This window comes from Variovorax sp. W2I14 (assembly GCF_050435205.1).
In the GTDB taxonomy this organism is placed as follows: Bacteria; Pseudomonadota; Gammaproteobacteria; order Burkholderiales; family Burkholderiaceae_C; genus Variovorax; species Variovorax paradoxus_C.
Genome location: NZ_JBNDJX010000001.1, coordinates 2,529,539 through 2,549,909, shown reverse-complemented (window position 1 = coordinate 2,549,909; position 20,371 = coordinate 2,529,539). Strand labels below are relative to the sequence as shown.

19 protein-coding genes are annotated in these 20,371 nt (G+C 68.8%); 16 read left to right on the top strand and 3 right to left on the bottom strand.

The window, feature by feature from the left end:
• Positions 1-53: 53 nt before the first annotated feature.
• The 3 genes from QF040_RS11890 to QF040_RS11880 are packed head-to-tail and all read left to right on the top strand — an operon-like array spanning position 54 to position 3,550.
• On the top strand, positions 54-1,262 hold the full coding sequence (locus tag QF040_RS11890) for a CaiB/BaiF CoA transferase family protein (protein ID WP_429611204.1): 1,209 nt from the start codon (positions 54-56) through the stop codon (positions 1,260-1,262).
• 16 nt (positions 1,263-1,278) lie between these two features.
• Entirely contained in the window at positions 1,279-2,544 is a 1,266-nt protein-coding gene (locus QF040_RS11885) for a DUF1254 domain-containing protein (protein WP_429611203.1), read from the top strand.
• 28 nt (positions 2,545-2,572) lie between these two features.
• The gene (locus QF040_RS11880; protein WP_429611202.1) at positions 2,573-3,550 is read left to right on the top strand and encodes a Bug family tripartite tricarboxylate transporter substrate binding protein; all 978 of its coding nucleotides are present in this window, start codon (positions 2,573-2,575) and stop codon (positions 3,548-3,550) included.
• 91 nt (positions 3,551-3,641) lie between these two features.
• Here QF040_RS11880 and QF040_RS11875 read toward each other — a convergent pair whose 3' ends face one another.
• The gene (locus tag QF040_RS11875) at positions 3,642-3,860 is read right to left on the bottom strand and encodes a hypothetical protein (protein ID WP_429611201.1); all 219 of its coding nucleotides are present in this window, start codon (positions 3,858-3,860) and stop codon (positions 3,642-3,644) included.
• A 136-nt stretch (positions 3,861-3,996) separates the two neighbouring features.
• Positions 3,997-4,395, bottom strand: a complete 399-nt coding sequence (locus QF040_RS11870) for an STN domain-containing protein (protein WP_429611200.1) — start codon at positions 4,393-4,395, stop codon at positions 3,997-3,999.
• Positions 4,396-4,675: 280 nt separating this feature from the next.
• Here QF040_RS11870 and QF040_RS11865 point away from each other — a divergent pair, with 280 nt between their 5' ends.
• The 11 genes from QF040_RS11865 to QF040_RS11815 all read left to right on the top strand — a co-directional run bounded on the left by QF040_RS11865 (position 4,676) and on the right by QF040_RS11815 (position 17,955).
• On the top strand, positions 4,676-5,248 hold the full coding sequence (locus QF040_RS11865) for an RNA polymerase sigma factor (RefSeq protein WP_429611199.1): 573 nt from the start codon (positions 4,676-4,678) through the stop codon (positions 5,246-5,248).
• Positions 5,245-6,246 (top strand): FecR family protein, encoded by a 1,002-nt coding sequence (locus tag QF040_RS11860; protein ID WP_429611198.1) that lies wholly within the window; start codon positions 5,245-5,247, stop codon positions 6,244-6,246. The genes QF040_RS11865 and QF040_RS11860 overlap by 4 nt, the downstream gene beginning before the upstream one ends.
• A gap of 75 nt (positions 6,247-6,321) precedes the next feature.
• Complete coding sequence (locus QF040_RS11855) at positions 6,322-8,832, top strand: TonB-dependent receptor domain-containing protein (RefSeq protein WP_429611197.1); 2,511 nt, start codon at positions 6,322-6,324, stop codon at positions 8,830-8,832.
• A 1-nt stretch (position 8,833) separates the two neighbouring features.
• Positions 8,834-10,219, top strand: coding sequence for an MFS transporter (locus tag QF040_RS11850; protein WP_429611196.1), 1,386 nt, complete (start codon positions 8,834-8,836; stop codon positions 10,217-10,219).
• Between the two features lie 50 nt (positions 10,220-10,269).
• Complete coding sequence (locus QF040_RS11845; protein WP_429611195.1) at positions 10,270-11,943, top strand: serine hydrolase domain-containing protein; 1,674 nt, start codon at positions 10,270-10,272, stop codon at positions 11,941-11,943.
• Positions 11,940-14,306 (top strand): alpha/beta fold hydrolase, encoded by a 2,367-nt coding sequence (locus QF040_RS11840; protein WP_429611194.1) that lies wholly within the window; start codon positions 11,940-11,942, stop codon positions 14,304-14,306. The genes QF040_RS11845 and QF040_RS11840 overlap by 4 nt, the downstream gene beginning before the upstream one ends.
• Positions 14,303-15,469, top strand: coding sequence for an alanine racemase (locus QF040_RS11835; RefSeq protein WP_429611193.1), 1,167 nt, complete (start codon positions 14,303-14,305; stop codon positions 15,467-15,469). The genes QF040_RS11840 and QF040_RS11835 overlap by 4 nt, the downstream gene beginning before the upstream one ends.
• A gap of 31 nt (positions 15,470-15,500) precedes the next feature.
• Complete coding sequence (locus tag QF040_RS11830; RefSeq protein WP_429611192.1) at positions 15,501-16,367, top strand: MotA/TolQ/ExbB proton channel family protein; 867 nt, start codon at positions 15,501-15,503, stop codon at positions 16,365-16,367.
• A 43-nt stretch (positions 16,368-16,410) separates the two neighbouring features.
• Complete coding sequence (locus QF040_RS11825) at positions 16,411-16,839, top strand: ExbD/TolR family protein (RefSeq protein WP_429611191.1); 429 nt, start codon at positions 16,411-16,413, stop codon at positions 16,837-16,839.
• A gap of 25 nt (positions 16,840-16,864) precedes the next feature.
• On the top strand, positions 16,865-17,302 hold the full coding sequence (locus QF040_RS11820; RefSeq protein ID WP_429611190.1) for an ExbD/TolR family protein: 438 nt from the start codon (positions 16,865-16,867) through the stop codon (positions 17,300-17,302).
• On the top strand, positions 17,299-17,955 hold the full coding sequence (locus tag QF040_RS11815; RefSeq protein WP_429611189.1) for an energy transducer TonB: 657 nt from the start codon (positions 17,299-17,301) through the stop codon (positions 17,953-17,955). Before QF040_RS11820 ends, QF040_RS11815 begins: the two co-directional genes overlap by 4 nt.
• Before the next feature lie 46 nt (positions 17,956-18,001).
• On the opposite strand, the gene QF040_RS11810 is transcribed toward QF040_RS11815, so the two are convergent.
• A complete protein-coding gene (locus QF040_RS11810) occupies positions 18,002-18,712 on the bottom strand; it encodes an HD domain-containing protein (protein ID WP_429611188.1) in 711 nt (236 codons plus the stop codon).
• A gap of 396 nt (positions 18,713-19,108) precedes the next feature.
• Between QF040_RS11810 and QF040_RS11805 the strand changes: the two genes are divergently transcribed.
• On the top strand, positions 19,109-19,828 hold the full coding sequence (locus tag QF040_RS11805) for a hypothetical protein (protein WP_307504630.1): 720 nt from the start codon (positions 19,109-19,111) through the stop codon (positions 19,826-19,828).
• Between the two features lie 59 nt (positions 19,829-19,887).
• The gene (locus QF040_RS11800) at positions 19,888-20,361 is read left to right on the top strand and encodes a hypothetical protein (protein WP_306882269.1); all 474 of its coding nucleotides are present in this window, start codon (positions 19,888-19,890) and stop codon (positions 20,359-20,361) included.
• The last annotated feature ends 10 nt before the right edge of the window (positions 20,362-20,371 follow it).

Below are 20,371 nucleotides of genomic sequence, written 5' to 3'. Positions count from 1 at the left end.
TCCTCACGATTATCGAATTTTCAAGAATCGGCGCAGACGATAACGTTGCCCCGATGACATTCGAATCCAGAGAGACAACCGCGGCCGCGGCACCGCTGAAGAACGTGCGCGTGATCGACATGGGGCAATACATCGCCGGACCCGGCGCGGCCATGGTCCTGGCCGAACTCGGCGCGCAGGTGATCAAGATCGAACCGGTTGCGGGGGACCAAGCCAGGCACATCGGCCGCTATGGCGAGTCGATGATCCGCGCCTACAGCCGCGGCAAGCAGTCGATCGCGCTCGACTTGAAGCGCAAGGCGGGCCTGGAGATCGCCTGGCGCCTGATCGGCGAGAGCGACGTGGTGATCCAGAACCTGCGCCCCGGCGCGGTGGAGGCACTGGGCCTGGGGCCATCTGCGGTGCGGGAGCGTTTTCCCAAGGTGATCTACCTGTCGATCTCGGGCTTCGGGGACCTGGGGCCTTCGAGCGAGCGCCCGGGTTACGACATCGCGGCCCAGGCGGAGAGCGGATTGATGTCGGTCACCGGCGAGCCGGACCGCCTTCCGCAAAAGGTGGGCGTGCCGATCATCGACGCGGCCGCCGCGCACCTGGGCGCCCAGGCGGTGCTTGCGGCGCTCTATGGGCGCGGGCAGACGGGCCGGGGCGAGACGCTGCGTACCTCGCTGCTCGAGGTGGCGATGCACCTGCAGGCCACCACCTGGTGCGACTACCTGGGTGGCGCGCCCGAGCCGACCCGCATCGGCGATGGCCAGCCGAACAATGCGCCCGCCGCGGAGGTGGTGCCCACGCGCGACGGGCACATCGTGCTGTCTGCCTATGCGGAGGAGCACTGGACACGGTTTTGCCGCGTGGTGGGGCGCGAGCCGCTCGCCACCGACCCGCGGTTTCGCACCAACGCGCTGCGGGTGCAGCACCGCGCCGAGCTCCGCATCGTGCTGCGCGAGTGCCTCTCGTCGTTCACCAGCGAGGAGTGCGTCGCGCTGTTGAGCCGCAACCAGATCGTTGTCGGCTTCGTGCGCAGCTACCAGCAGGTCCTTCAAAGCGCGGACGTCAAGGCGAGCGGGATCCTGGTCGATGCCATGGGCGCCGACGGCCGACGCTACCCCTCCCTGGCGTTGCCCTACCGGCTGGGTGATGCGCCCCGGGCCAATCCGGCAGCCGCGCCTTCTTGCGGAGCCGACACCGATCAGATCCTTGCCGAGCTCGGATTCGCGCAGAACGAGATCGAGGAGCTGCGCCGTACCGGCGCGGTCGCGTGACACAAGGAAACGCACGATGAATTCAAAGACCGACCCCATCGCGCACGGCTGTGACGACGTGGTGATCCAGACGCTGCCGCTTTTCGAGATGATGCGGATGCGCGCCGCAACCACTGCGCGCCGCCATCCCACGCTCGGGTTCGCCGCGGCGGACCCGAAGTCCAACGCGCGGTGGGTCAACCAGTTCACCCACACGCACCGTCGCCTGGGCCCCGAAGACAAGGAAGTCGTCAGCCCGAACAACGACACGGTCTACAGCAACGCCTGGCTGGATCTTTCCGAAGGACCGGTGGTCATCGAAACGCCCGACATGGGCGACCGCTACTGGACGCTGGGGCTGCTCGACGCGTGGACCAACCCGTTTGCCTATGTCGGGCGCCGCACGACGGGCAACAGGCCCCAGCGCACACTGGTGCATGGCCCCGGCTGGCACGGCGTCGTTCCGGCCGACATCACGCTGACGGTGGGTGCGCCGGGAAACGATGTGTGGGTGATCGGCCGCCATCTCGTGGAGGACGACGGCGAAGATGCCGCGCGCGTGCGCGAGTCGCAATCCGCGATGCGTCTGGTCCGCCTGAACGGCGCCGATGCTGCGATGCGGGTGGACACATGGATCGACGGCCGCGATGCGGGTATCCCGACGGCCGACCTGTACCTGCGCATCGTGGGCGCCGCACTTCGACGCAACGCGCCGCTGCCTGGCGAACGGCTGGCCTGGCCTCCTGCGGCGGCCGGTCTCGCACCTTCATTGACGACCGTCTACGAACGGCTGCGAGCCAACAACCAGCCGCACGATCTGGGCGGAGGCTGGGCCATCCCGGTCATGGTCAAGAACAACTGGGGCGACGATTACCTGACGCGCGCGCGCATCGCTCGCAACTTCATCGGCGCATTGGGCATCGAGGAGGCGATGTACCCCACCGCGGAGGTGGATGCGCGCGGCGTGCCGCTGAATGGATCGCAGCGCTACGAACTGCGGTTCGCGCCGGGAAAAGGGCTGAAGGTGGACGCCTTCTGGTCGCTCACCATGTACCGGCGCAGCGACTGCCTTTTCGTTGCCAACGCCATCGACCGGTACTCGATCGGCGATCGCACGCCGGGCTTGCACCACGACGCCGACGGTGGCCTTGCCATTCGGCTCCAGGCCGAAGACCCGGGACCCGGGGTCAACTGGCTTCCCGCGCCGCAGGGCGAGTCGTTCTATGTCGTGCTGCGGCTCTATCAGCCGCATGCCGACCACCTGGCGCTGACATTCGACTATCCGCCGATCCAGCCCCTCTGAAGCCCGGAAAATCAACGGAGACAAGCCCATGACAATGAATCGCCGACACCTTCTCGCCACCGCCGCAGCTGGCCTGGCACTTCCCTGGAGCGCCTCGGGCTTCGCGCAGGCTTGGCCGGCGCGGCCGATCCGGTTGATTTCTCCCTACGGCGCCGGTGGGTCGAACGACATCCTCACGCGCGTTCTCGGCGACTTCCTGGCCCGAAGGTTGGGGCAGGGCGTCGTCGTCGAAAACAAGGCCGGCGCCGGCACGCGCATCGCCAACGATTTCGTTGCCAAGGCACCGGCGGACGGCTACACGCTGCTCCATGCGGCGGCACCGATCGCCATCGGCGAGGCGCTGTACAAGGACCTGCCGTACGACGTGCACAAGAGCTTCGCCTCGATCGCCAGCACGGCCATCGCTCCCCTGTTCCTGGTGGTCAATGCCGACGCGCCGTACAAATCGCTCGCGGAGTTCATCAAGCATGCGAAGTCGGATCCGAAGGGAGCGACTTTCGGATCGCCCGGGGCGGGGTCCGCGCCGCATCTGACGGCCGAGCTGCTGCTGCGTGCCTCCGGCGCGAAGGGCATCGTGGTGCAGTACCGCGGCGACGCCGCGGCTTACACCGAGCTTCTTGCCGGGCGGATCGACGCCACCCTGACCGCCATCTCGACCGCCATTCCGCACATACAGGCCGGCAAGCTGCGGGTTCTGGGTGTGGCCACCGAAGAGCGGACGCCTCTCTACCCGCAGGCGCCGACCTTCCGGGAGCAGGGACTGCCTTCCGTGGTGGGCTATGGCTGGTACGGCATGCTCGCGCCGGCCGGAACGCCGGCCAGCATCGTTGCGCGGCTGACCGCGGAGATCAACGCGGCGGTGGCCGACCCGGATGTCCGTCGCAAGGCCGAGGCCGCGGGGCTGCAACTTCGCGGGAGCAGCAGCGAGGACTTCAGCGCATTCATTGCGAGCGAAACCCGCAAGTGGGCGCAGATCGTGAAGACCGCGAACATCACGGCCGAATGACTCTTGCGCCTGGGGCGCGGCGGTAGGCGGTAGGCGGTAGGCGGTAGAGCCGGCCCCCGGATGCCATCGCCCCGTACAGAAGGCTCGCGCCTCACTGTCCCTTCGGATAGCCCTGGCTGCCGGCCGCGGGCGCACCCAACTGCATGCTGGAAACCAGCTGCAGGTCGAGCGGCCCCGCGGCACGTTCGCGTTCGACCGCAAGATGCAGGAGTGCGATGGTGGTGACCAGGACTGCAATCACGATCAGGAGCAGGAACTCGCCGCTGGGGCGTTGCGACGGCTGCCTGCCTTTGCAAGCGCTTTGATTCATCTCACCTCCGGTTTTTTCTTGGGGATGCGGGAGTCTTGGGGCCGGCGGCCGGGCGCTGTGTCGGACGGCGCTGAACCGCGGTGTCTTCCAGCGCCGCGTTCTGCAGGCGCTGCGCGTGCGGCTGTGGTCGATCGTCTTACTCGACGCGCACAGGCGCGTCCGATCGCGCGGCCGCTGGCGCGCGTGCCGGGGCCGGCGCGATGAGCACCATCGCGCCGTCCTGGCCGCGCCGCACCCGCAGGCGGGTGCCCTCGAGCAGGCGGTCCAGCGCCGCTTCGGCGGCGATCTTTCCCTTGAGGCCCCGGGTCGAGAGGTCCTTGACGTCTTGCACCTTGTAGATGAGCTGCACGCCCGACTGCGCGATATAGGCATCGAGCGCGGGCCGCAGCTCGCCGCCTTTCACGTCGAACTCCATCGCATGGGCGAAAGCCGGACCCGCCACCAGCAGGCCGGCCGCGGCAACGAAGGCCGGGCCCGGGTGGGAGCGCTTCAGGAAGGCGAAGAGGGTGGGGGGTTGCCTCCGTATTCGAATCATGTCGTTCTGTTTTTCCGCGAATTGGTTTTTCTTCTGTCCCGGTAAGACGAGTTCGAACGCACTTTCCGGTATCGGGCAAGGCGGAAAAGCCCTTGGCCGCGGCCTCCTAGAATTTCGGGGAGCGCAGCCGGGCGCCGGAATTCGCAGGAATTTCGGCAAATTCACCCGGCGTGCCGTCGCGCGTTACCGGAAATCCTCGGGCCGTTCGTCTCACTGTCTGTCGCCAATCCCGGCGGCTGCCGTCCCTTCGTTTCGGCCCTTCACTTTCCAGGAGCGCTTAGTGGTTCTCAGTGACTTGGACGCCTGGTTCGTCAGCGAGGTGCTGCCGATGGAAGCCGCGCTCACGCGTTTCCTTCGCCGCAACTGGCGCGACGATGCCGAAGTGCCGGACCTGCGGCAGGACGTTTACGTGCGCATCTACGAATCCGCCTCCAGATCCATGCCCGAACAGGTCAAGCCCTTCGTCTTCGCCACCGCGCGCAACCTCTTGATCGACCGCGCCCGGCGCGCGCAGATCGTCTCCATCGAGATCATTGCCGACCTCGACGCGCTCGATTTCTCGGCCGACGAGCTCACACCCGAACGCCACGCCGCCGGCCGCGGCGAGCTGCGGCTGCTGCAATCGGCGCTGGAAGCGCTGCCGGCCAAGTGCCGCCGGGTGGTGGAGATGCGCAAGATCGACGGGCTCTCGCAGCGCGAGGTCGCCACGCAACTGGGCATCACCGAGGACACGGTCGAGCGGCAGGTCTCGCGCGGCGTGCGCGCCCTGGCCGACGCCCTGTTGTCGGGCGGCGTGCAACTGGACACCAAGGCCTTCGGGCGAGCGCAGAACGAGCGGAGGCTTTCGACATGAGCGATGCCCAGCGCATTGAATCCGTGGCCGCCGACTGGCTGGCCCGCCGCGACAGCGGCACATGGACCGACACCGACCAGCAGCAACTGGACGCCTGGATCGCCGCATCGATCGCCCACCGCGTGGCGTGGCTCCGGCTGTCCAGCGCCTGGGAGCGCGGCGACCGGCTGGGCGCACTGCGCACACCGGCGATCCCGATTCCTGCCCCCACGCCGGCTCCGGCACCGCAGTCGCAGGCTGCACGCGCGGCCCCGCGCCTGTCGCGCTTCTCGCTGCAACGCATCGCCGCCGGCGTGCTGGTGGCCGTGGCGGGCACCGCCTGGTTCGGCTGGAAGTACATGCGGGAAGAACAGGGCCAGCAGTACGCCACGGCCGTGGGCGCGCGCCAGTCGGTGGCGCTGGCCGACGGCTCGAAGCTCACGCTGAACACCGCCACGCAGGTGCGCACCGCGGTGAACGACAGCGGTCGCAAGGTCTGGCTCGATGCGGGCGAGGCCTATTTCGACATCGCCCACGACAAGAAGCGGCCCTTCGTCGTGATCGCGGGCGACCGCCGCATCACCGTGCTGGGCACGCGCTTCCTGGTGCGGCGCCAGGGCGAGCAGGTGAACGTGACGGTGGAAGAAGGGCGCGTGCAGATCGCATCGGCCCAGCCGGGCGCCAAGAGCGCCGAGCCCACCGTGCTCACGCGCAACCAGGCGGCCGTCACGCATGCGGACAATGTGCTGGTGATGTCGAAGGCGCCCAAGCAGGTCGACGACGAACTGAGCTGGCGCGAAGGCAAGCTGGTGTTCGACCAGACCACGCTGGCCGACGCGGCCGCGCAGTTCAACCGCTACAACACGCGCCAGCTCGTGATCGCCGATCCGGTGGTCGCGCAGGTGCGCATCGGCGGCAGCTTCGATGCCAACAACATGAGCGGCTTCGTGGCGTTGCTCAAGCAGGGCTTCGGCCTTGCGGCGCATGAGCGCGGCAACGAAATCAGAATTTCGAATTAACAAATTACCGGAATGTGACGGGGCGTTCGTCTCAGTGGGTATCCCAAACAAATAACCACGTTGGAGAAGACACCCATGAATCGCATCGCGCCCCGCACCGGTCTGCCGTCCAAGAAGAAGCGAACGTTCGGGGCCCTGCGCCCATGGGTCATCGGCGGCGCGTGGGCGCTGTCGAGCGCAATGGCCGCGCAAGCGCAGGCCCAAGTGCAGACGCAGGCCACGCCTCAAGGTTTCGATGTGAGCGGCGGCGATCTCAAGACCGCACTCGATGCCTACATCGCGCAGGGCGGCGTGCAGCTGCTCTACAAGGTGGACGACGTGAAGGGCGTGGCGACGCGTGGCGTGAAGGGTGCGCTCTCGCCGCAGGACGCACTGGCGCGGCTGCTCGAAGGCACATCGCTGCAGACGCGCCGCGGTGAGGACGGCGCGGTCGTGATCTACACGGCTGCCACGGCCGCGAAATCGCAGCCCGATGAAACGCCCCAGTCGCTGGACAGCGTCACCGTCACCGCCACGCGCCGCCGCGAGCCGGTGCGCGAAGTCCCGATGCAGGTCAACGTGATGAAGGCCCAGACGCTGGAGCGCGCGGGCGCCAAGAACCTGGCCGATTACGTGGCCGAGCAGCCGGGCGTGAACCTCACGAGCAGCGGCAGCGTCGGCGGCATCCTCACCATGCGCGGGCTGACCACCGGCCCCGTGCAGGGCATCGCGACCGTGGGCGTGTACGTGGACGACGTGGCCACCGGCCTGAGCTCGGCCGGCGCGAGCAGCGGCATCACGCCGATGGACATGGGCATGCTTGACCTCAGCCACATCGAGGTGCTGCGCGGCCCGCAGGGCACGCTGTACGGCGCCGGCGCCATGAGCGGCGTGCTCAAGTACGTGACCAACCAGCCCGACACCATGGAGTTCGCGGGCTCGGTGCGCTTCGGCACCTCGTGGACGCAGGGCGGCGGCCCGGGCTTCACGACCGGCGCGGTGCTCAACGTGCCGCTCAAGGAAGACGTGGCGGCCATCCGCTTCGCCGCCTTCACCGACCAGATCGGCGGCAGCTACGACGCCACGGGCCTGGCGCGCGGCCGCAACATCGACCGCGGCCACACCGACGGCGGCCGGGTCTCGCTGCTGCTCACGCCCACGCGCGAACTCACGGTGCGCCTCACGGGCACCGTGCAGGACGTGCACCGCAAGGGCCTCGGCTTCGAGGACATGGACCGGCGCACCCTGCGCCCTTGGGGACGGGAGCGCACGCGCGACCTCGCGGCCGGCGAGTCGTACCGCAACCTCTCGCAGCTCTTCGGCCTGGACGTGGAGTACGACTTCGGATGGGCCCGGCTGAACTCGATCACTTCCGCGCAGGACGTGAAGATCAACAACGTCGTCGACGTCACCAGCCGCTACGCGCCGCTGATGGGCGCGCTGCGCCTGCCGCTGGCGTCGGCACCGATCACCAGCACCGTGGAGCAGCATCGCATCAGCCAGGAGTTCCGCCTGACCTCGCGCTCGGGCACCACCTTCGAATGGCTCGCAGGCCTGTACCTGAACCGCGAGCGCGGCAGCAACAACGGCTCGCTCGATGCCAACCTGGCCGCCGGGCTGGGCAGCATCGGCCTGCTGTCGTCGACGCAGTCTTCGCGCTACCGCGAAGAGGCCGTCTACGGCAACGCGACCTGGAACGTGACACCCGCGTTCTCGCTCACCGGCGGCGTGCGCCTGGCGCGCAACCACCAGGAATACGCCAGCCGCCAGACCGGCCGTCTCGTCGGCCCGGTCGCCGCCGATGCCGCCGGCACCTCGTCGGAAAGCCCGACCACCTACCTCGCCGCGGCCAGGTACCTGCTGTCGGACACGAGCAATGTGTACTTCCGCGCGGCCAGCGGCTACCGCCCGGGCGGCCCCAACGTGCTGAAGGCCGACACCGACCGCCGGGTCGTGCAGCCGACGTACGACTCGGATTCGCTGTGGAGCTACGAGCTCGGCTACAAGGCCGACCTGCTGGACCGCACGCTGTCGCTGGAGGCCGCGCTGTACGACATCGAGTGGAGCGGCGTGCAGCAGCCCACGCGCAGCGGCGCCTTCACCTTCGTCACCAACGCTGGCGCGGCCCGCATCAAGGGCGGCGAACTCACGCTCAACTGGAAACCCAGCAAGGAGTGGCGCTTCACCGCGAACGCCGCGGCCGTCGATGCGCGCCTGACCGAAGACGCCAAGGGCCTGGAAGCCAAGGCCGGCACGCGGCTGCCCCAGACGCCGCGCTTCGCAGCCACGCTGGGCGTGACGCGCAACTTCAGCATCGCCGAGCACCCGGCCTACGTCGGCATCAGCGCGCGCTACACCGGCAAGCGCGATGCGGGCTACCGCGGCAGCAGCGTCATCCCGAGCATGACGATGCCGGCCTACACGCTGGTCGACCTGCAGGCGGGCATCGACTTCAAGCGCTTCAGCGTCTCGGCCTACGTGCGCAACCTGGCGAACAAGCGCGGCATCGTGTCGGTCGAACTTGGCCTCACGGGAAATCCGAACATCGTCACGGCGGCGCTCGCACAGTCGCGCACCATCGGCTTCAACGTCAACGTCCCGTTCTGACATGGCGGGCCTCCCACCGTTCGCGGCACCGATGCCGCTGGATGCGGCCGCCCCTGCGGCCGTCGAAACGAACCGCAAGGCGCCCACCAGCGCCTGGTATGCGCTGGCGGTGCTCATCATCGCGACGGTGCTGGGGTCGATCGACAAGGTCATCCTCACGCTGCTGACGGAGCCGATCCGCCAGACGCTGTCGCTCTCCGACACGCAGCTCGGGCTGCTGCAGGGCGCGGGCATCGTGCTGTTCACCGGCATCGCCACCTTGCCGCTGGGCTGGCTCAGCGACCGCTACGACCGGCGCGTGGTGCTCGCCGCCTGCGTGGTGCTGTGGAGCGCGGCCACCGCCATGCGCGGCACGGCCATGGACTACGGCGTGCTGTTCGTCGCCTCCGTCGGCCTGGGCGTGGGCGAGGCGGGCCTCACGCCCATCACCAACAGCATGATTCCCGACCTGTTCCCGCGCGCGCAGCGGGTGCTGGCGAATGCGGTGTTCGCGCTGTCGGCCATCTTCGGCAGTGCGCTCGGCGCGCTGCTGGGCGGCACCATCGTGCACCTCACCGACGACCTGCGGCCCTGGCTGCCCGTCGCGATGCAGCAGCTCGAAGCCTGGCGCCTGACCTTCTTCGTGCTGGCGTCGGCCGGCATTCCGGTGACGCTGCTGGTGCTGTCGATCCGGCGCACGCCGCGCGAAGGCCCGCCGGCTCCGAAGCCCGGTGCCACAGCCGCCGAAGCCTCGGGCGCGACGACCCTGCGCGAGCACCTGCGCCGTCACTGGCGCACCTTCGCGGGCCTGGTGGCCGGCGTGGGCCTGACCAGCGTGGGCCTGAGTTCGCTGGGCACCTGGCTGCCGATCGTCACGGCGCGCACCTACGGCGTCACACCGGTGCAGATGGGGCAGGGCATGGGCCTCGCATTCCTGTGCGGCACGGTGGCCGGCGGCCTGCTGGGCGTGGGCGCGATGCGCTACGCGCAGCCGCGCATGGGACCGGCCGCTGCGCTGCGCCTGATCATGCTGGGCAATCTCACGGCCGCGCTGCTGTCGACATTGCTGCTGTTCACGAGCTCGGCCAACCACAACTTCGCGCTGCTGGGCCTGCTCGTGGTGCCGCTCATCGGCAGCGCGGTTCTGCTGCCCAACGTGCTGCAGGACGCGGCGCCGCCGCACCTGCGCGCCCGCACCATCGCCATGCTCACGCTGGCCAGCCTGCCTTTCGGCGTGGTGGGGCCGCTGATGGTCGGCATGTTGTCGGATGCCCTCAAGTCGATGCCCAACGGGCTCGCCGTGTCCATCGTCGCGACCACGCTGGTCGGCGGCTGCCTGGGCGCGATGGTGCTGCGCGCCACCGAAGGCGCGTTCGTGCGCCTGATGCGCGAGGCGAAGCCGAACTGAGCCTTCTGCGTCGACATCCGCTCCCCCCATTCATCGTTCGTTGTTCCCCCATGTCACAACCCCAAGCTTCAGCCTCTCTTCCTGACACCGCGTCCGCACTGGCCGCCATCGACGCGCTGGTGGCGCCCCTGAACCGCAGCGACGCGCCCGGCCTGGTGCTGGGCATCGCGCAGCATGGCCGCCTGCTGTACCGCCGCGCCGTCGGCATGGCCAGCCTGGAAATGGGCGTGGCGCTCACGCCGACCACGCGCATGCGCATCGCCTCCACCAGCAAGCACTTCACGGCCATGGCCGTGCTGCTGCTGGCCGAAGACGGCCTGCTGAGCGTGGAAGACCCGGTGCAGAAATACCTGCCCGAGCTGCCGCAGCTCAGCGCCAACGGCCCCACGCTGCGCCACCTGCTCACGCACACCAGCGGCTGGCGCGGCCACGACGAGCTGTGGGCCATTGCGCACGGCCTCACGTTCACCTTGCCCGGCCCGGGCCTGCCAGCCATGGCGCGCCAGAGCGAGCTCAACTTCGAGCCCGGCACGCACATGGTCTACAGCAACGGCGGCTACTTCCTGCTGGCGAAGATCGTCGAGCGCGTGAGCGGCCAGAGCTTCAACGACTTCCTGAAGGCGCGCTTGTTCGGACCACTGGGCATGCCCGACACCTCGTCGGTGCAGACCGACCTCGACGTGGTGCCGCACATGGCCGGCCTCTACATGCCCGTGCCCGGCGGCGGCTGGCGACGCGGCGTGTACCCGTGCGAACTCGACGGCGGCGGCTCGCTGGTGTCGACGGCGGACGACATGCTGCGCTGGCTCGCGCACATGCACGGCAGCGAAAAGATCGTGGGCAGCGCGAAGAGCTGGGCGCTGCTGTCCGAACCCACCACGCTGTCGTCGGGCTCGAAGGTGACCTACGGCTTCGGCCTTGCGCGCCACCTGTACCGCGGCGTCGAGATCGTTCACCACGCGGGCGCGGTGCTCGGTGCGCAGTCGCAAATGATCAGCGTGCCCGGCCACGGGCTGCACATCATCGCCATGGTGAACGGCGCGCCCGTGTCGCCGGCATCGCTGGCGCTCCGGGTGATCGAGCTGCTGCTGGGCGACGCGCTCGCGCCGTCCGAAGTGCGGCCCCTGGCCAGCGACTTCCCCGCGCTGGTCGGCCAGCGTTACCACGCACCGTCGACCGGCAGCGTGCTGGGCTTCGCGGATGTCGGCGGCAAGCTGGGCATGTCGTGGCAGGCCAGCGGCGCGCAGCCGCTGCACCAGGGCGACGGCAAGCTCTGGCTGGGCCTGCAGGACATCCCGGTGAACGACCTCGTGATCGACGCGGGCGACATCGACCCGCAGCGCGCACCTGACGCGCTGGCGCTGCACGAAGGCGGCCAGCCACGCCGCTTCGAGCGCCTGCCCGAGAGCGCGCCCGATGCCGCGTCGCTGGCCGACGCGCTCTGCGGCGACTACACCAGCCCCGACCTCGACGCCACCGCGCAGATGGCGCTGGTCGACGGCAAGTTGCTGCTCACCGTGCAGGGCCGACACGGCCAGCATGTGTGCGCGCTGACGCCGCTGTCGGCCGACGTGATGGTGCTGGCCTCGGCCGATCCGGTGCTGGCGCAACTGGGCAAATCGATTCTCAACGTGGAGCGCAAGGCCGGCCGTGTCGTCGGACTGCGGCTGGACACCATGCGCACCCGCAACATCCACCTTGCCCGCCAGGAGCGCCGCGCATGAAGTTCTTCACCACCCTGTTCGCCACCGAGACCAACACGTTTGTCTCGGCCCCCACGGGCCTGGGCAGCTACGAGGAATACGGCATCTTCCGTGGCGACGCGAGCACGCGCGATGCGGCCGGCTACGGCATGTACGCGGTCGAGGTTCGCAAGCAGCTCGCCGCCGAAGGCCATGAAACCGTCGAGAGCCTGCTGGCCTTTGCGCAGCCGCTCGGGCGCACCGTGCGCAGCGTGTACGAGCGCCTGCGCGACGAGATCCTGGACGACCTGCGCAAGGCCGGCCCGGTCGACGGCGTGATCCTCGTGCTGCACGGCGCGATGGTGGCCGATGGCTACGACGACTGCGAAGGCGACGTGATCTCACGCGTGCGCGACATCGTCGGGCCGAACGTGCCCATCGGCGTCTCGCTCGACCTGCACTGCCACCTGACGCAGAAGATGCTGGACGCGGCCGACACGATCATTTGCTACAAGGAATATCCGCACACCGACGCATTCGATCGCCTGCGCGAGCTGATCCGCATCGTGGTCGACACCGCGCAAGGCCGCGTGCGGCCGGTGACGGCGGTGCACGACTGCCGCATGGTCGGCAAGTGGCACACCACGCGCGAACCGATGGCCGGTTTCGTGCGCCGCATGCAGGCCGCCGAACAGCTGCCGGGCGTGCTCTCGGTGTCGCTCGGCCATGGCTTCCCGTGGGCCGACGTGCCCGAGTCGGGCGCCAAGATGTGGGTGGTGACCGACAACGATCCCGCGCTCGCCGCCAGGCTCGCCGAAGAACTGGGCCGCGCCTTCTGGGACCTGCGCCACGAGACCGGTGTGCCCTCGCTCTCGATCGAGGAGACGCTCGCCCGTGCCATGGCCGTGCCCGACGGCCCCGTGGTCATTGCCGACACCGCCGACAACGCCGGCGGCGGCGCCACCAGCGACAGCACCTTCATGCTGCGCGCCGTGATCGATCGCGGCATCGGCGACGTGGCCTTCGGCGGCGTGTGGGACCTGGGCGCGGTGCAGCTGTGCCGCGACGCCGGCGTGAGTGCGAGCTTCGAGCTGCGCCTGGGCGGCAAGTGCGGCCCGGCCTCGGGCGACCCCATCGACCTGCACGTGACCGTGATGAACGTGGTGGAAGCGCATTCGCAGGGCGGCCTCTCGGGCGTGCGCACGCCCATGGGCCCGTGCGTGTGGGTGCAGGCGGCCGACGGCGTGGACATCGTGCTCATCAGCAAGCGCAACCAGGTCATCGGCGCCGATCTCTTCACGGGCCTGGGCATCGATCTGGCCGCCAAGAAGCTGGTCATCGTGAAGTCGGCGCAGCACTTCCATGCGGAGTTCGGCCCGCTCGCGAAAGCGGTGCTGTATGTGTCGACGCCGTCCTCGCTGAGCACCGACTTCGCCCACCTGCCATACCGCGTGCGCGACCTCGACTACTGGCCGCGCGTGGAACAGCCGGGCCGTCCGCACCACATGGCCGCGCCCGGCGAGCTCTACACCATTGACGGCCGGCGCATGCACCTGCAGCGCAGCGGCCCCGCGCCCGCCAACGCGTCGCAGCCCACGCTCGTCATCGAAGCCGGCGGCGGCTGTGCTTCGCCGACCTACGCGCGGCTGCAGCAGGCGCTCGCGGCAAAGTACCCAGTGATCAGCTATGACCGCGCCGGCATGGGCTGGAGCGAGGCCGACGACGCGCCCTTCGACGGCGAGCGCACCGCGCACCGACTGCATGCGCTGCTCGAAGCAGCCGGCGTGACGGGCCCGGTCGTGCTGGTCGGCCACTCGCTCGGCGGCCTGCTGAACCGGGTCTATGCCGGCCTGTATCCGGAGCAGGTGACCGGCGTCGTGATGCTCGACGCGAGCCACCCCGACCAGTTCACGATGTACGACGCACCGCCCGAATCGCAGTTCGCGGCCGAGCGCGAGAAGCGCGCGAACTTCCAGGCCGGCGGTCCGCCGCCGCCGGAGCAGGCGCCCATCGAGGCGCTGTTCGCCGACATGCCGCAGGTGCTGCGCCAGATGAAGGCGACCTACACGCCCGAAGCGCTCGACACCATGCTGGCCGAGGTGCGCGGCCTGCCGCATGTCGCGCGCCAGGCGGCTGCCTCGCCTGGTTTCGGTTCGCGTCCGCTCGCCGTGCTGTGGGCCAAGCAGCAACCGCTGCCGGCCGGCGCCGACCCGGCGATTGCCGCGGTGCAGCAGCGCTGGCCCGAGTTCCAGGAATCGATTGCAGCGCTGTCGACGCAGCGCCGCCTCGCGTGCATCGATGGCGCCGCGCACATGACGCTGGTGCTGCTGCCGCCGCTGGTGCAGCGCGTGGTCGAGGAAATCGACAGCGTGATGGTGCAGATCGCGTCGGGAACCGGCCGATGACGCCGCTGGCCGAACTCACCACGCCCGCGCTGCTGCTCGACGTCGGCGTGCTCGAACGCAACTGCGAGGCGATGGCAGAGCGCGCGGCGCGCCTCGGCGTGGCGCTGCGCCCGCACCTGAAGACCGCCAAGTCGGCCGAGGTGGCGCGGCGGGCCACGCGAGGGCAGGGCGGTGGGCTCACGGTGTCGACCGTGGCCGAGGCAGCCTACTTCGCGCGCCACGGCTTCACCGACCTGACCTACGCCGTCGGCATCGACGCGAACAAGATCGAGGCGCTGCACGGCATCCAGCGCACGAGTGGCGCACGCATCACACTGCTGGCCGATCGCATCGACGCCGTGCAGGCCGCCGACTCGCGCGCGCGGGTGCTGGGCGCCACGTTCCGCCTGCTCCTCGAAATCGACACGGGCGGCGGCCGCGGCGGCGTCGCCCCGAACGACGACGAGTTGCTGTCGCTCGCGCACGAAGTGCAGCGCAGTGAATCCTTGTCGCTGGCCGGCGTGCTCACGCATGCGGGCCACAGCTACCACGCGCAGGGCGGCACGGCGATCCGCGCCATTGCCGAGGCCGAGCGCGCCGGCGCCGTGCATGCGGCCGGGCGGCTGCGCGCGGCGGGCATGCCGGTCGATGTGGTGAGCGTGGGTTCCACGCCCACCGCGGTGTGCGCGTTGACGCTCGAAGGCGTCACCGAGATGCGCCCCGGCGTCTACACCTTCTGCGACCTCGACCAGGTGGCGCGCGGCATCTGCGGCGTGGAAGACATCGCGCTGTCGGTGCTGGCCACCGTGATCGGCCACAACCCGCGCTCGCGCCGCGTGCTCATCGACGCCGGCGCGCTCGCGCTGTCGAAGGACCAGTCGGCGGCCGAGTTCCGCGGCGGCCTGGGCTTCGGCCTCGTGTGCCATGCCGGGGGCACCGTGCCGCTGCCCGGCTTGTGCGTGGCCGAGTTGCACCAGGAGCACGGGCTGATCGCTTGCGACGGCGACGACGACGGCGTGCAAGCCATGTTCCGCGCGCTGCCGGTGGGCAGCCGCGTGCGCGTGCTGCCGCACCACGCCTGCATGACCGCCGCGCCCTACGACCGCTACCACGTGGTCGAAGGCGCGGGCAGCGGCGTGCAGGCGGTCTGGGACAAGGCGAACGGCTGGTACGCCGGTGCCTGAAGCGAATCCATTTTTTTCGGAGAAGACAACGATGACGAAGACATTCCTTGCGCGGCTCGCGGCCGTGGCCGCTTTCGTTCTGGCCTTTGGCCTCGGCAGCGCGCCGCAACTGGCGGGCGCCCAGACCCAGACTCCGGCCGCACCGCAAGCCGCAGCCAGCGCTGCTGCTGCGCCGGCACCCGTGGCCGTGCCCGAGAAGCCCGCCACACCCGCTGCCGCACCTTCTGCCGCGGCCAAGGTCGACAACCCCTACGGCATCGGCGCGCTCTGGTCGCAGAGCGATGCCGTGGCCAAGGCGGTGCTCGCCATCCTGGCGATCATGTCGATGGGCAGCTGGTACGTGATCGTCACCAAGCTGCTCGAGCAGATGCGCATGGGCCGCCAGGCGCGCGCGGTCGACAGCGAGTTCTGGAATGCGGGCACGGTGCAGGCCGGCACCGCACGGCTGGCCGAGGGCAGCCCGTTCCGCTTCATTGCCGATGCCGGCATGCAGGCCACGCAGAAGCACGACGGCCTGCGCGGCAAGGTCGACTTCGCCGACTTCGTCGACCTGTGCATCCACCGCGCCACCGAGCGCGTGCAGCGGCGGCTGGGCAACGGCATGTCGCTGCTGGCCACCGTGGGTTCGACGGCGCCGTTCGTCGGGCTGTTCGGCACGGTCTGGGGCATCTACCACGCGCTCACCGCCATCGGCGTGGCGGGGCAGGCGTCGATCGACAAGGTGGCGGGCCCGGTGGGCGAGGCGCTCATCATGACCGCCATCGGCCTGGCCGTGGCCGTACCCGCGGTGCTGGGCTACAACTGGCTCCTGCGCCGCAACATCGCGGTGATGGACGACGTGCGCGAGTTCAGTGGCGAGCTGCACTCCGTGATCCTGGCCGGCAGCGCCTCGGCCTGACGCGCGCACACGCAAGCCAACAGACAAGCGAGCGAAGCGCGCCATGGCGATGAACATCCCGGCCGCCGGGGGAGACGAGGAACAGGCCATCGCGGCCATCAACACCACGCCGCTGGTCGACGTGATGCTGGTGCTGCTGATCATCTTCCTCATCACCATTCCGGTGGTCAATTACTCGGTGCCCGTCGCGGTGCCGAAGGAACGCAACGAGGTGCGCGAGAGCAAGCCCGAGACCGTCGTGATCTCGGTGGATGCCGCCGGCCGCACCTACTGGTACGACACGCCGGTGCAGGGCACGCCCGCGCTGGTCGCGCGGCTCACCAAGGTGGCGGCGATGAGCCCGCAGCCCGAGGTGCACATCCGCGGCGACTGGCATGCCGACTATGAGCCGGTGGGCCGGATCGTCTACGCCTGCCAGGCGGCCGGGATCGCCAAGGTCGGCTTCATCACCGAACCGCCCGCGCGGAACTAGGCCGAGCACACAGCGAGACAAAGCCATGCCAAGAAAAGAAAAGCAGGGGCGGCGCAGCAGCGCACCCTCGGACGAGCCCCTGATGGACATCAACACCACGCCGCTCATCGACGTGATGCTGGTGCTGCTGATCATGCTGATCATCACCATCCCGATCCAGCTGCACGCGGTCAACCTGAACATGCCGACGGGCAACCCGCCGCCCAGCGACATGAAGCCCGAGGTGCTGCGCATCGACATCGATGCGCTGGGCGTCGTGCAATGGAACGGCGAGCTGCTGGCGGACCGCGGCGAGATCGAGCGGCGCTTCGAACAGGTCGCCGCGCAGGCCGTGCAACCCGAGGTGCACCTGCGCCCCGACCGACGCGCCAAATACGAAGTGGTGGCCGGCGTGATGGCCTCGGCGCAGCGCACGGGCGTGAGCAAGCTGGGCATCGTCGGTGCGGAGCAGTTCGTCCCATGAAGCGCGCCCGCCAGGATTTCAACCCCAAGTCGCGCTTCGGGCCCGTCGGCATCGCCGTGATGGTGCTGTTCCATGTCGGCGTGGGCTATGCGCTCGTGTCGGGGCTCGCGCGCCAGACGGTCGAGGCGATCAAGAAGCCGATGGAGGCGACCATCATCAGCGAGATCAAGCCGCCACCTCCGCCGCCGCCACCACCGCCGCCACCGAAGAAGATCGTGCGGCAGGAGACGCCCAAGCCACCGCCGCCACCGCGCCCGGCCTACGTGCCGCCGCCCGCAGTGACGCCGCCGGCCACGTCCGCCCCCGCGATCACCGCCGTGCAGAACACCGAGCCCGTGTCGCCGCCGCCGGCCGCACCGCCAGCGCCGCCAGCGCCGCCCGCGCCGCCGAAGGCGACCACCACCGACATCGCGGTGGCCTGCCCGCGGCAGGTCAAACCCGAGATGCCGCGCAAGGCGCTGGACGAAGGCATCGGCGGCGTCGTGAAGGCCGAGGTGCGCATCAAGGGCGGCCATGTGCAGGAAGTGCGCATCCTGTCGGGGCCGCGTGTCTATCACTCGGCCGTGCGGGCGGCTGTGATGCGATACGAATGCCAGAGCACGGGGGATGCGGAAGTGCTGGCGACGCAGGAGTTCGTATTCCGCATCGAGTAGGCCGCATGCGATGGCCGCTTCGTTCGAGCGCGCAGGCCGCGGCGATTCATTCGTGCTTGTGTCCCGCGTCGTGGTGGCCATGACGCGCACAGCCGCCTACGGGATCGCAGCCGGCCCGGCGGTTCCAGCTCGAAGCCAGAATGACCGTGCACATGTCGATCCGTTGAAAACCCGGGTCCTTGAACGCCAGCACATCGTCGTTGAAGGTTCCGAAGGTGCTGTCCGGGCGGTGCTTCATGCCCTGGTGGAAGGCATCGATGATTCCGTGCGCAAAGTCGGTTTCCCGGGGAAACGCGGCGACGACGGCCTCGCGCTGCGCATCAGTGAACTGGTCGTAGCCGCGGCCCGCCACGTCCATGCCGGCGCCCGCCTGCACCAGCGCAATTTCGGGACGCATGAACTGCGGGATGCCGGGCGTCGTGTGGAGCGCAACGGCGTTCCAGACCGTCTCGATGTCGCGCTCCGAGATGCCATGTCCCCGAAGAAAATCGCGCGCGGCGTTCGCGCTGTCCACCTCGAAGCGAAGCTGGCTCTGTTCATAGCGCGCAGTGAGGCCGACGTCGTGGAACATGGACGCCGCGTACAGCAGCTCGGGATCGAACGTCGATCCGGTGCGTGCGCCGGTCAAGGCGCCCCAGCAATAGACACGAGCGGAGTGGTGAAAGAGCAGGTCGCTTTCGGTGTCGCGGACGAACTCGGTCATCTCGCGGGCGAGCTGGCTGTCGGGGAGGCGTATGCCGGCGATTTCGTTCTGCATGATGAATGCTCCGTGGGTCAGTCGAAAGGACGGCTCGCGATCCTGGCTTCGGTGCGTGCACTGGGCTGTCCGCTTGGACACGATCATGGGCAAACGTTGAGTCGAATGGAACTGATGTGTCTGCAACTCCACAATGCAGCGCATTCATCGGGCGCCACCATTTGCGGGCATCGACACGGCGGACTTGTGGACCTTGCCGCTGTGCTGCGATGCCGTTCGGCCGTCGGGGGAAAGGGAAGTTAAACCTTTCGTATGGCATCCATTTTTTTACTCTCAGAATGAGACACACACAGCCGCATCGAGCGTCATGAAACGCGCATTGCGCTGCTATGGTGCGCGGGCTGTTTTCCATTGCCCGCACTGCCCGTCGTTCTTGCGCCGGGTGCGACATCCCACATGAGCCACGCCAAAGTCTTTCCCCGCCATTCCTTCTATTGCGTGCTCGCCGGCATTGCTGCCCTCTACGTCTTCAGCGCCATGATGCTGGTGCCGGCCAAGGTCTACATCCTTCCGTACCTCATCACGCCGGACTTCATTCATCACAGGGGCGCGATCGTCGTTCTCTTCCTGGCCGTTCCCGCCGCGATCTACTTGATCTGCTGGCAGGGCAGCGACTTCTTCGCATGGCTGCGCGCGCCGGGGCAGCTTTCCGTGGGCGGGCAAGGCCTTCGGCTCGGCGACCGCACGCTCGCCTTCGCGGACGTCACGCGCTTTCGCCACCGCCACAACCGCAACCATGTGCTGCTCGGCACCCGCGACGGCAGGACGCTGCGCCTGCGCCTGAACCTGTGGGACGCACCGGATGCCTTGCTCGCCGAAGTGGAAGAGGCCGTCGGCGCCACGATGGCGCACGATGTCGAGCGCCGCCTGCATGCCGGCGAGACGGTGAAGTTCGGCGCGCTCGGACTGCAGGCCGAAGGCCTGGTGCACAAGGGCCAGCTGATTGCGTGGTCGAGCATCGACACCATCCGTACGCAGTCCGACGAGGAAGGCATGGAGGTGGACGAACACCTGGTCATCGTCGCGCACGGCAAGTCCCGAAAGATCGACCGCTCCAAGATCGACAACGAGCCCGTGCTGATGGCCTGCCTGATGCAGCGCCTGCCCGCGCACTGAGTTTTCCCCTCCCTCCCGCTTTTTTTCACTCCAACACGCGCACAGCGCATCAGACAAAAATGGAAATCTACAGCTCCGCCGCCCAGCAAGAGAAGACCCGCCAGGACCGCCCCGTGTTCTATTCCCGCACGCGCCTCGTCGCCGGCACCGCGCTCTGGGCGGTGGTGACCGTGGTGCTGGCGGTGCTGTGCATCCGCGCGCAGGACAAGAACATCGGCATCCTCATCGCTGCCTGCTTCGGGTTGCTCACCGCATGGCTCACGTTCAAGTGCCTCAACACGCTGCGCAACATCGACCAGCCCGCGTTCGTCATCGGCCACCAGGGCCTGACCTTCGAGAACGGCATGCTGCTGCCGTGGGACAACATCGTCGAAAACACCTGGGTCAACCAGAACTACATGGGCATTCCCATCGGCAAGCAGATCCAGATCAAGACCGACCTGCCCAAGCCGCGGGCACGCGTGCTGCGCCGGGCCATGGGGCTGGAGATTTCGGGCGACGAGTACCTGGCGCTGTGCGACGCCTATCGATAAGGCGGCGCGC